This window comes from Moraxella equi, from assembly GCF_002027555.1.
In the GTDB taxonomy this organism is placed as follows: domain Bacteria; phylum Pseudomonadota; class Gammaproteobacteria; order Pseudomonadales; family Moraxellaceae; genus Moraxella; species Moraxella equi.
Genome location: NZ_MXAP01000053.1, coordinates 16,274 through 27,418 on the forward strand (window position 1 = coordinate 16,274; position 11,145 = coordinate 27,418).

The following is an 11,145-nucleotide window of genomic DNA, read 5'->3' on the forward strand; positions in this document are numbered from 1 at the left end:
TTCCCCTGCTTTTTTTAAACAGGCATTTTTCATTGCAAATACAAAAGGTAGGTACACCCTAAGCAAAAGCACATAATCACATCATCCGTCTATTTTATAAAAAATCTGACGGCTAATGATAGATGTTGTTTGTAAATGCCAAGCCCCATCTGTACGCTGATGTTGCCATGATTTGTTTGGTTTGTCCGTATCATAGCTGACCACCATCGTCCCTGTCGGCACACAACAGCACGCCAGCACTTCATCATCATCTAGGTGTGCCAGTGGGATTTGTTTGGCTTTGGGGGTGTCTGTTGCTCCTTTGACACGCATTTTACACGCCCCGCAAAAACCCTGACGACACATATAACGCACGTCTTTATGTTCGGTGCGTAACATGCCATCAAGCAAGCTCTCACCTTCATGCAGATAAAACCGCATCTCGTCTGTAAAAATCCACGGCATGATTGATACTTTTGTGATTAGAGTTCAAAATCGTCCAAATCCACCCCGTCCAAATCACTATCAATCTGACCGACCAGATAAGTGGTGATTTCGGTTTCTTGGGGGGCGACTTGCACGTTGTCCGATGATAGCCACGCATTTATCCAAGGAATGGGGTTGGATTTGGTGTCAAAAATGGCAGGCAGACCAATCGCCAACATGCGGGTGTTGGTGATATACTCAACATACTGGCACAGGATATCACGGTTTAGTCCGATGATTGAGCCGTCTTTGAACAGATAGCTTGCCCAGTCTTTTTCTTGTTCGGCGGCGACACGGAAAATCTCAATCGCCTCATCTTGACATTCCTTGGCAATCTCGACCATCTCGGGGTCATCTTGCCCGTGTCGCATGAGATTGATGATATGCTGTGTGCCGTTTAGGTGCAGGGCTTCATCACGGGCAATCATCTTGATGATTTTGGCGTTACCTTCCATAACCTTATTTTCGGCAAAGGCAAATGAGCAAGCAAACGACACATAAAAACGAATGGCTTCTAGGACATTGACCGCCACGATACATAGGTACAGCTTCTTTTTAAGCTCACGCAAATCACCTTTGCCTGTCAAGTTATACAGCTGACTGGCTTCATACAAATCATCATAATAAATGGCGATGTCTTTGGCACGAGCAAGGATATGCTCGTTATCCATAATGTCATCAAAAATCACGCTCGGGTCATTGACAATGTTGCGAATGATGTGCGTATAACTACGGCTATGAATGGTCTCACTAAATGACCACGTCTCAATCCATGTCTCAAGCTCGGGCAAAGACACAATGGGCAGTAGCACCGCATTGGGGCTACGTCCTTGAATGCTGTCAAGCAAGGTTTGGTATTTTAAGTTAGACAAAAAAATGTGCTGAGCAGGAGCGGATAATTCACCAAAATCAATCCTATCACGGCTGACGTCTATCTCTTCGGGTCGCCAAAAAAACGACAACTGCTTTTCAATGAGTTGTTCAAACACAGGATGACGCTGTTGGTCATAGCGAGAGACGTTCACCGCTTGCCCAAAAAACATGGGTTCTTTTAAGGGGTCATTTTTGGTTTGGGGAAAGATAGAATACTGCATGATACTCTCTGATGATTGATTTTTATAAATAAAGGGAAAGCTGGGTCTTGTTATCTAAATATGGTGTTATTTAAAAATAAAATCACTATATCATGTGTTTGATGGCGTGCCATTTTAGCATAATTTTTGTGTCTTAGCAGGACTTTTTTGGCAAAATGGGGAAAATGTTGGATAAGGAATTGATTTTACGGTGATTTTAAAATGTGGGGATTTTTGGAAAAATCCATGGGCGGATTAAGGGATTTTATTCATTTTAATAACTGCTTGATAGTCAGTCTTTATTTTTATAAATGTTTGATTTTTATAAATAAATAGAACTAGCTATATGGCAAAACTCTTTGTGTGCATAAGCCAGCATTAGGCAATTATTGATTAACAATAAATCATTTAATGTACATTTGGCAATAAACCCACCTGTTGAAGGCAATCCAATATCCATCAACAGGTACGTTTCAACTCACGCTCCCGTACGGGGAGCGACGCCTTAGTGCCTGCAGTCATAACGTTGCTTTTATGTTTCAACTCACGCTCCCGTACGGGGAGCGACTGGGGAGCGTGAGCGGTTTTATAATGATGTGGTTGTTTCAACTCACGCTCCCGTACGGGGAGCGACAAGGCACCAAAAAAGCGGGCAGACCCATTACGCTGTTTCAACTCACGCTCCCGTGCGGGGAGCGACTGCCGTCCTTAAACGACAGTATTTATAAGGGTTAGACAGCATAAAATCGCTGACTTACCCAAACAAAGTAATTTATTATAACAAAAATCTCCTAACATTAAAAAACCTTTTTAAAATAAAACACTTAGCCTATCGCTAACCACCCAGCATTTTGCTGAGAACCAACGGTTAGCGATAGGTAAATTATACAATCAACACATCAGCAAACACATCTACCGCCCGTTTTGCCCCAAAATGCTCCACCTTATTTCGCCATTTACTGCCCAAATGATAAAACCGCAAACTGTCGCAATCAGGATTATAAGTTTTTAACAACTTATCCTTTAAAATCACCCATTGGTCGGGCGACACATCACATTCAAACACCGAATACTGCACCCGCACACCATAATCCAAACAATGTTTGGCAATGTGGCGTAAGCGTTTTTGCCCCGCTTCATCATCCAGTGAAATGTCATAAGTAATCAACATCATCATCACTATCACCTCATCAAAAATGGTGGATATTCTGCCAAATCGCCCCGCAAATGCCTGGCCAACAACATCGCCTGAATGTGTGGAATTAGCCCAATTTCCACTTCTTCATTTAAAAATGGGTGCGTGATTTTTTCTTGCTTTTCGGCTTGCAAGGCTTGAAACACCAGCTTTCTAGCATCGTCCTTTAACAGTACCGCCCCACTGCTCTCACAAACAAAATCATCAGGTTTAATCTGCCCACGGTTAATCAGCGACAGCACCATTCTGTCCACCCACCACGCACGAAACTCTTCCAACATATCAAGTGCCAAACTGTCCCTGCCCGCACGGTCAGCGTGAAAAAAGCCCACTTGCGGGTCAAGCCCCACACCCTGCAACGCCCCCGAAATTTCCTTACCCACCACACTATAAAGAAACGACAACAAGGCATTGACCCCGTCACGGGGCGGACGGCGGTTTCGGGTATCAAAGGTAAAGCCTGACTCTGGCTTAATCATTTGACCAAACACCCCAAAATAACACGATGCCGAATTACCTTCAATGCCCCGAATGACCGCCTTATCGTTGGCGGTTTTTAATTGTGACAAGCTGGCATTTAAAGACACAATCGCCTGCTCAATATCAGCATTTTCGCCGTGATTACGCAAATGGCGTTGCAACACCCGTTTGCTTGCGACAATTTTGACCGCAATGATGTTTTTGATAATGTTAATAGGCGATGTGTCCGACAGACGATACTGAGCACGGCGAAGGTGCACATTGCCACTTTGTCGCCCCTGCAAGCGTGCCAAAAAGCGACCTTGTTCATTAAAAAACGCCACATTGACATTATTTTCCCCGCAAAAACCAAGCAAAAAGGGCGATACCAACACATTGCCAAAACAAAAAATATTGCCAATGGAATGTACGGGTAATTGAGCGACTTTTTTGCGGTTTTGTTCCACCACCAAAGTTTCTCGTTCTTTATGTAAATAACTGCCTTGAGTGGTGATATAAAGGGTGTTTTGGAGTTTTTTCATAGCCAAACAACCTTCCAAAGTAAAAAGATTTTTATATATGGAAAAAACCACCCTAAAAAATTAGGGTGGACTATTTTTTATAAAAAAATATCTAGGTTTCAACTCACAGACCCATTAAAAGTCTGAATAAAAAATTCAATTTTTTATTGAGAAAATGCACACCCCCTTTTAATTAAGAAATTAATAATTTAAGAATATTCAACATTTCACTATTAGAAAGTAGTGAAAAAATTAAATACACCCATAACTTATTTCTCATAATAAGAAAAAGACCAATACAAAATAAAACTACAAAACCAACCAATAAATTTCCCTTCCCCGAAAAGGAAAATTTAAAATCTCCATTACTGTTTGTTTCTAAAGTCATAGACCAATTAGTAGTTTGTTTTTTGGACATAAGGTAAATATCTCCTGTGATTATTAATTTATGTGAGATATTATACCACCAGAAACGCCAATGTCAAGAAAAATCTTCCTAGATATTTTATTATATAAGTCTAAGAATCAAAAATCCCCTTAACATACCCCACCGACCTATCCTTTTCAAATAACTTAGGTTGGCACAGCTTTACCAAAGAACACGCCTTACAATGCTTACCATAAACAGGTAATGGGGTTTGCCCGCTTGCCAATAGCGTTTGCACCTGCTTGATGATTTGTAAGGTTTGATTTCTTAATTCTTCTGAAAACACCACAGGCACACGATGACGAGTTTGTCCATACCACAGCGACCCTTCATCAATGGTTTGCCCCGTCATTTCTTCCAAACATAAGGCTTGGGCACACAGCTGAATTTCATCAATGGCGGTTGGTTTGGGTTTGCCCCGTTTGTATTCCACAGGTTTTAATTTACCCGTTTTTAGCTCACATTCCACCATATCAGCAATGCCCGTTAAGCCAAGTTTTTGGGCGGACAAATGCACGCTTCGCTCAAAGCGTATGCCCCGACGCGTTTCAGGCTCGCCATTGTCCACCCGTTCGTGGAGCATTCGCCCTTGTGCGGTCAGATAATTTTCCGTTCACGCCTGCTCATTATGAATCAACGCACATTGGCGGGGACAAAAGGCATAATGTTGCAAGGCAGAAAGCGAGACCAAGATTGGCTCGCTTTCATCAATAGGGGCTTTGATAAAGTTAGACAAATCAGTCATCAAAAACCGTCAATCTCTTGTGGCTCTAAGCCTGCCAACTGTGCGATAAATTCGTGTGTACCGTCTGCATTGACTTTTAGACTGTTATGCACTTTGGCGGACGAATATTGCCCTGATTTACAATTATGTTCCCACCAAATCAGCTTCACCACCTGCATACTGCCTTCTGGGCGGGCAGATGACGCATCGCCTTCAAACAATTTGGTCAGCACCGTCTTAATTTTGTCCGCATCCGCATCCGAAAAGCCCGTGCGTTCGGCAAGTTGTGGCGACATCGCCCCAAACGCCACATACACACCGCTGTCCACACGGTGCTTCATCCCCATTGTGTCGGACGATTTTTTGCTGCCGTCGCCTTCACCACTCACGCTTTTGGTGATTTGGGTGCTGGTAATGTTCACAGGCTCAACACTAAACGCCGACTGAATGGTTACAGGTCCACGAATGGCAATGGACACACCAGACGCATCTTCGCCCTTACCAAAGGCAAACACTTGTCCAAAACTACGCACATCTAGCCACTTTTCACACGCTTTTTGAATGGTGTCGTCTTTGCTTGCTTTTTTGGCATTAAAAGCGTCCGCCCCCAAACCCACTTCCTTGTCTTTGGCACGGTTGGCAAGGCTTGTCATACCGTCCGTTTTCTTTTCGTCCGATTGCACAAAAATGCTCTCGCCTGCATCTTGCAAACGGTCACGAATTTTGCGTTTTAGGCAGACATCGGTAATTTCACCGATGCCCGAAAAGTCGGTGCGGGGACGGTTGCCATTTAAGGGGTCGCCATTGGGGTTGGCGTTTTTTACTTGCAAAATTAAGGCAAAGTCAATTTTTTTGGTTAAGCTCATTGGGATTTTCCTTTTAACTAAGATAAGGGTTAGTCTTGCTCATTTTGTTCAGAGTGATTGTCTTGTTTATGACGATAAGCCATTTTTTGACTGTGGTAACCAAGTAAAAACTCAGGCTCTAATGGTTTATCTAAATCACAACCTGCTTGTTTTAACTCGTCCAAAATTGCAACCAATTCACTAATTTCATTTTCACGCTTAATTAAAAACGCAAGCGGATTGGTTAAAACAAATTTATCAGAAATACGAACAGGATAATCTTTGCGTAATCTGTCTTTATAAGTTTTTAAATTTTGTTCAAGTTGCGTCCAAGTTTGATTGGGACTAATGGCAAAGCGTTGCATATAGCGTTCGGCATTGGTCGCTCTAATCTCGCCTGCCATACTTAATGCCATTCTTTCCAAATTTTCAGCCATTGCCAACAATCTGCCAAAAATATAATCCCGTGAACGATTTTCAATATCTAAACTCATAGAATGTCTCCGTTTTAAGTTTCTAGCACAATAGCCCCGATATAAGGCACACGCCACACCGATATTGCGTTGCCATTCCCAATGTTCACAGCCGTTGGGATTGCACGCCATTTGAAAACTTTTTTGCACCAAATCATAAGGAAAGCCAATGCCATTTCCCCCTGCAATTACAGGCAATAAACGGGCATAAAGCTGTTTTTTTAATGTATCGCTTAACGATTTGCCATAAACAGCATTGGCAATTGCAAATGGTGACGGGGGCATTATCGCCCAAACCGTGCGTTTTTCATTTTTCTTACCGTCTTTACTTTCAATGCTATGGCGTTGATACCAAGAAAAATCATCAATCCACGCATCCAAATTGGCAAAATAATCATCAGGCAAAAACTCTTGATAATAAGTCAATGCCATTCTACCAGGTGTTGCAGAATCAAGCATTAACAAAGAAATTTGCTCGTGTGATTGTAATTTGGCTTTATAACCTTTATATTTTTTCTTAATTACTTTAAATGCCCCTTCACCCAAATCTTCCGAATGGTCAATGACATTTTCTCCAAAAAACGGTGAAGGTACTTCTTGCCCGCCAATTGCCCACGCCACCGTTACTTGGTCGCCATTACGAATTCCTTGCCGAGCAATCAGCCAGCGTAGGGCACTGTGTGATTTGGCGGACACTTCTGCCGACAAACTCACCGCTTCTTCTGCCAATTCAAATCGCCCCCGAAAGGTATAACCTGCCGTATCATTGGACGAAATCAATTTGGCTTTATCGCCTGTATGTCTTAATTTGGCAGGGTGCATATTGGCAATCGGTTTTTCTTCGCCTTGCACCACACAAAAGCCCGTTTGACCCCCTGCCAATGCCAAATACTCAATCCACGATTGTTGCACCGCTTTGTCTGTCCAAGTTTCACTTTGCGGGTCACCTGCCACTTCCACCTGCCAACACACCAATGCCGAACCAAATTCAATTTCGCCTTTGGTTTTTGGCAATACCGAAAAAATAGCAGGGGCATCGCTTTCATTATCCCATTTATTTAAAACATTACCGTCAGCATTTAAGTGTAGTACCCCCACTTTAATCAAATCAGCAATGACTTCTCCTTTTTTGACATATGCCAAAACCGCCTTTACTTTATCATTGGCACAAGGCGATTCACACCACGCTTGTAATTGAGCCAAATAACCTGCAAAATAGGCTTTTTTCTCACCCCCATAATTGGGGTAATCTTTTGCCACATATTGCAATTTATCCGCCAATGGGTGTGGGGCTTCGCCACTTGTTCTATTTTCGGAAGTTTCTGTGGCTGGAAGTATAATAGCGGTTTTGGCAGGCATTACTCGGGCAGTTTGAAATTCGCCATTTCCATTTAATACAATTTCAATATGAGCGGTTTGCAAAGTATGTCCAATTGGTGTTAAAGAATTACCCTCAAAGCCTGCTTCTTGACTGGAAATAACTTCATAAGTCCGATATAACTTTTGTATCCAACTCATCAATCAAGCTCCTTTTCTTCATCTTCCACCGCTTTTAAATTCTCACCTCGTTTAAAAGGTTTAATGGGCTTCATTTTGCGAATAAAACGCCTTTTTAATTGCTCATCATTCACACTGGGAAATTCAATCACGCCTTTTTGCATATTAGCAAGCCAAAAACGGCTAATCAATTCATCATTGCCTGTTTCTTCTGGATAACCAAAACTATGAAACATCAACCCAAAATCCAAATTATCAATCTTATCATAAAAGCCTTCGCCACTGCCAAATTCACAAGGCTCAACATAGCCTTGACAATCTCGTGTCCCCAAAAAAATGTCTTGTCGCCCACCCCGCTCCAACATTCGCTTGGCGATTGCCAAATGTTTGCCTGCATTGCGGTCGTCTTTTAATTCATCCCAATGTGTATTCCAAGTAAAATGAGCTTCTACTTGATATTCCACTTCTTGCAAAAAAGTATAAATTGCCAATGTATTGCCCCCATTCCAATCAAGTGGCTTGGTAGATTTACTTTGGGTACGAATGGGCTTAATGATTCGCACTCGGTCAATGTGCCAAATCAAAGTTGGCTTCCAATATATGCTTCTTAATATGCCTTTTAAAGCTTCATAAGTTGGCACTTGATAGCTAAATTTCTCGCCACCGATTTTGGTAACAAGGTCGGTAAATAATGCCTGCCGACCCCATACTCGAAAACTGATTTTATTATTCATATTACGCCTTGTTAATATTAATACATCTAAAAATTATAAAAACTCATTTCACCAATTTCATCGAGACCCAAGCCATATTCATTACTATAATAGCGTTCGTCCAAATAATAAATACCAGAGTCAAATTGCGTTTCTATAATTGCTCTACTGTCTTGTAACTTTCGCCAAACATTAGGAAAAACATTGACACTGTATCTTTGAGCTTCTGCTAAGGCTTGATATTTTTGTTTGTTGTCCGCCACACCGCACAAAGTTGCAATCAACTCTTTGCCTTTGCCATATGGTACAATGACCGCTTGTGTGGGAGCGTCTATAACCTGAAATGCTCGCCCTGCACTTTTAAAGGATTGCATCAATAAAGGACAAGAAGTTTCTCTTCTCTTGTTTTTAAGTCCACAAGTATTAAATTCATTGTCTGATAGCCAATTAATCATATTTTTCTTATCTATCAACTTCGTAACTTCTTTATTGATATTATAAGCCATTTCAGTAGATCTATTATAAAAATAATAATTAAAATATTGGCGAATGGCAGCTGGTTTTAAAATATCTTGATTGTTAAATTCACGCAATATTCTATCGCCACAGCATTGCCCTTGATAAATGTCTAGTAATACTTTTGAAAAATCAGGTTCTTTTAAATTTAATACATAAACTTGTCCTTTATCATTGTTTTCTCCATTGCGATTACAGCGACCACTTGCCTGAGCAATGCTATCAATGCCACCCAATGCCCGAATGACACACGCCATTGAAATGTCCACCCCTGCTTCTATCAGCTGAGTACTAATACAAATCACAGGTTCTTTATTTTTTAAACGCTGTTTTATGGTGTCAAAAATCACTTTTCTATGGCTGGCACATTGATTGGTGCTAAGATGAAAAATGGCTTCTTTGTCAATGTTTTGATTTTTGCAATATTCATACAAATCTTTTGCCCATTTTTTGGCATTAACAACAAACAAACAGCTAGAATGCTGCTTAAATTGCTCTATCAAAAAGTTGCCCGCTTCTTCCAAATCATAATGCGTATTTTTTGGAAGGTAACTAATTTCTACCCGAGACAATTCATCAAACAGTTGTTGTAATTTTGTTGTATCGCCCATTAACTCAGCATTGTCCGCCAAATGCACTTGACCCAATTGGGGATTTTTTAAATTGTTTAATAAAGGTTGAGTGGCAGTACATAAAATGGCGGTAGATTTTCCATATTGATTAAGCCAATTTATCACATTACAAAATAAATGAACGCATTTAATTGGTAGCGTTTGAATTTCATCAAAAATAAGTACGCTTTTGGTCATTGCGTGCAAATGTCGCACACCCCGAGTACCACCCCCAAACCAACTGTCCAAAAATTGTACCATTGTGGTAAAAACAATCGGTTTATCCCAATTTTCACTTAATACTTTATTTTGCCAAGTTTGTTTATCAGGTTCAATATTGGAATGGTGCTCCAATACCCAATCATCACCCAAAATGGTACGCACCACATCGGCATTTTGGTCAATGATAGAAGTATAGGGAATGATATAAATAATGCGGTCAAGCGAATGTTCTTGGGCGTGGTGCAAGGCATAACGCAAACTTGCCAAAGTTTTACCCCCACCTGTTGGTACGGTCAAAGTATAAATACCTTGCTTATCTTTGGCGCGCTTTAAACAAATATTGGAAATGTCTTGGCGAATTTTATCAATAGGATATTGAATGCTAAAATTGGATAAATGTGTTTCTAATTGATTAATGGCTTCTTGCCAGTTGGGTTGTTGATTAAATTTGCGTAAGGATTTTTGTGATTCTCTTTCAAAATCGGCACTGTTAATACGGTCGGCATCAATCAAACAACTAAATAAAAATGTAGTAAAACAACCCAAATAGAATTCTTCAATTTTATGAAATGTCTTAATATCCCCTAAACTACGCTCATTATTAAAGGATTCAATCATTGGTTTCAAAATTGGCTCTAATGCAACTTGAATCTGCCAAACCAATTCATTGCCCACCAAATTTGCTGCACGCTGTTTGATGATTTCATCAGCATTTTTTTCGCATTCATTTAAATGGGTTTCTTGATCTGATTTATTAAAACGCTCTCGCCAATTCACTTTGCCATTAGTATCCAAGCAATCAATCAGCCCCGCCCCGTGATGAGAAGCAATACACAAACCCAGCATTTGTCCAATCAATTCACCAATACCTGTGTCTTCAATATTACCATTCACATCTTTTGATTTATTAAACTCCCTTAATTTACGGTAAACCCATTGAGCCCCCGCACTAGAATGGTCAATCTTTTTACCGTTGGGAAGCACATAATCATTGTCCACATCAGCATCAACCCCTGTCATTGCCCGAATATAGTCTTGAAAATCATTGGAATATTTGCCAAAATCGTGCATCAATCCCAACAGCTCGCCTGCCATTGGCAAGTCTAATTTGCTCGCCAATGTTTTTGCAATGTCGGCAGTTTCCATTAAATGCTCATCAAGCGTTTGAATTTGATTGTCTGATTTTCGTACATGAGCAATAATCATAAAATCCCCTTTTCTATAAAGGAATTATAGTGAACAACCAGTTGCCTGTCAATCACTATTTCTACAAAAGCAAAAAATTATCAAAAAACTACCCATCACTTGCCATTGGGTGTAAAATGATTGTAAATCTCACAAGGAACTTTTATGAACACACCTCTTTTTCAAAACCACTACAAGGTCTATACCAACCGAACCCAA

General features: G+C 40.7%; 11 protein-coding genes. 1 reads left to right on the forward strand and 10 read right to left on the reverse strand.

What is annotated here, in order from left to right:
• Window positions 1–81: 81 nt before the first annotated feature.
• Both B5J93_RS05800 and nrdB read right to left on the reverse strand, forming a co-directional pair.
• A complete protein-coding gene (locus tag B5J93_RS05800) occupies window positions 82–444 on the reverse strand; it encodes a 2Fe-2S iron-sulfur cluster-binding protein (protein ID WP_079325422.1) in 363 nt (120 codons plus the stop codon).
• 17 nt (window positions 445–461) lie between these two features.
• Window positions 462–1,559, reverse strand: a complete 1,098-nt coding sequence (gene nrdB, locus B5J93_RS05805; protein WP_079325423.1) for a class Ia ribonucleoside-diphosphate reductase subunit beta — start codon at window positions 1,557–1,559, stop codon at window positions 462–464.
• Window positions 1,560–2,072: 513 nt separating this feature from the next.
• On the opposite strand from nrdB, the gene B5J93_RS14390 reads away from it, so the two are divergent.
• On the forward strand, window positions 2,073–2,273 hold the full coding sequence (locus B5J93_RS14390) for a hypothetical protein (protein ID WP_420811399.1): 201 nt from the start codon (window positions 2,073–2,075) through the stop codon (window positions 2,271–2,273).
• A 148-nt stretch (window positions 2,274–2,421) separates the two neighbouring features.
• Here B5J93_RS14390 and cas2 read toward each other — a convergent pair whose 3' ends face one another.
• The 8 genes from cas2 to B5J93_RS05840 all read right to left on the reverse strand — a co-directional run bounded on the left by cas2 (window position 2,422) and on the right by B5J93_RS05840 (window position 10,947).
• Window positions 2,422–2,715: a CRISPR-associated endonuclease Cas2 gene (gene cas2, locus B5J93_RS05810; protein ID WP_079325424.1), complete on the reverse strand. Its 294-nt coding sequence runs from the start codon at window positions 2,713–2,715 to the stop codon at window positions 2,422–2,424.
• 5 nt (window positions 2,716–2,720) lie between these two features.
• A complete protein-coding gene (cas1c, locus tag B5J93_RS05815; protein WP_079325426.1) occupies window positions 2,721–3,734 on the reverse strand; it encodes a type I-C CRISPR-associated endonuclease Cas1c in 1,014 nt (337 codons plus the stop codon).
• Window positions 3,735–4,231: 497 nt separating this feature from the next.
• Window positions 4,232–4,741: a CRISPR-associated protein Cas4 gene (cas4, locus tag B5J93_RS05820; protein WP_228144879.1), complete on the reverse strand. Its 510-nt coding sequence runs from the start codon at window positions 4,739–4,741 to the stop codon at window positions 4,232–4,234.
• A 12-nt stretch (window positions 4,742–4,753) separates the two neighbouring features.
• Window positions 4,754–4,885, reverse strand: a complete 132-nt coding sequence (locus B5J93_RS13970) for a CRISPR-associated protein Cas4 (RefSeq protein ID WP_228144878.1) — start codon at window positions 4,883–4,885, stop codon at window positions 4,754–4,756.
• Window positions 4,885–5,730 (reverse strand): type I-C CRISPR-associated protein Cas7/Csd2, encoded by an 846-nt coding sequence (cas7c, locus tag B5J93_RS05825; RefSeq protein ID WP_079325428.1) that lies wholly within the window; start codon window positions 5,728–5,730, stop codon window positions 4,885–4,887. Before cas7c ends, B5J93_RS13970 begins: the two co-directional genes overlap by 1 nt.
• 29 nt (window positions 5,731–5,759) lie before the next feature.
• Entirely contained in the window at window positions 5,760–7,700 is a 1,941-nt protein-coding gene (cas8c, locus tag B5J93_RS05830; RefSeq protein WP_079325430.1) for a type I-C CRISPR-associated protein Cas8c/Csd1, read from the reverse strand.
• Window positions 7,700–8,413 carry a type I-C CRISPR-associated protein Cas5c gene (gene cas5c / locus B5J93_RS05835; protein WP_079325432.1) on the reverse strand — a complete coding sequence of 238 codons (714 nt, stop codon included), beginning with the start codon at window positions 8,411–8,413 and terminating at the stop codon, window positions 7,700–7,702. The genes cas8c and cas5c overlap by 1 nt, the downstream gene beginning before the upstream one ends.
• Before the next feature lie 26 nt (window positions 8,414–8,439).
• Window positions 8,440–10,947 carry a CRISPR-associated helicase/endonuclease Cas3 gene (locus tag B5J93_RS05840; RefSeq protein ID WP_079325434.1) on the reverse strand — a complete coding sequence of 836 codons (2,508 nt, stop codon included), beginning with the start codon at window positions 10,945–10,947 and terminating at the stop codon, window positions 8,440–8,442.
• Window positions 10,948–11,145 lie beyond the last annotated feature (198 nt).

What these genes read in the sequence shown, in the direction of transcription:
- cas8c (WP_079325430.1), bottom strand. Translation starts at nt 7,700, where the DNA reads ATGAGTTGGATACAAAAGTTATATCGGACTTATGAAGTTATTTCCAGT.
- B5J93_RS05840 (WP_079325434.1), bottom strand. Translation starts at nt 10,947, where the DNA reads ATGATTATTGCTCATGTACGAAAATCAGACAATCAAATTCAAACGCTT.
- cas1c (WP_079325426.1), bottom strand. Translation starts at nt 3,734, where the DNA reads ATGAAAAAACTCCAAAACACCCTTTATATCACCACTCAAGGCAGTTAT.
- B5J93_RS14390 (WP_420811399.1), top strand. Translation starts at nt 2,073, where the DNA reads ATGTTTCAACTCACGCTCCCGTACGGGGAGCGACTGGGGAGCGTGAGC.
- cas7c (WP_079325428.1), bottom strand. Translation starts at nt 5,730, where the DNA reads ATGAGCTTAACCAAAAAAATTGACTTTGCCTTAATTTTGCAAGTAAAA.
- B5J93_RS13970 (WP_228144878.1), bottom strand. Translation starts at nt 4,885, where the DNA reads ATGACTGATTTGTCTAACTTTATCAAAGCCCCTATTGATGAAAGCGAG.
- cas5c (WP_079325432.1), bottom strand. Translation starts at nt 8,413, where the DNA reads ATGAATAATAAAATCAGTTTTCGAGTATGGGGTCGGCAGGCATTATTT.
- cas2 (WP_079325424.1), bottom strand. Translation starts at nt 2,715, where the DNA reads ATGATGATGTTGATTACTTATGACATTTCACTGGATGATGAAGCGGGG.
- nrdB (WP_079325423.1), bottom strand. Translation starts at nt 1,559, where the DNA reads ATGCAGTATTCTATCTTTCCCCAAACCAAAAATGACCCCTTAAAAGAA.
- B5J93_RS05800 (WP_079325422.1), bottom strand. Translation starts at nt 444, where the DNA reads ATGCCGTGGATTTTTACAGACGAGATGCGGTTTTATCTGCATGAAGGT.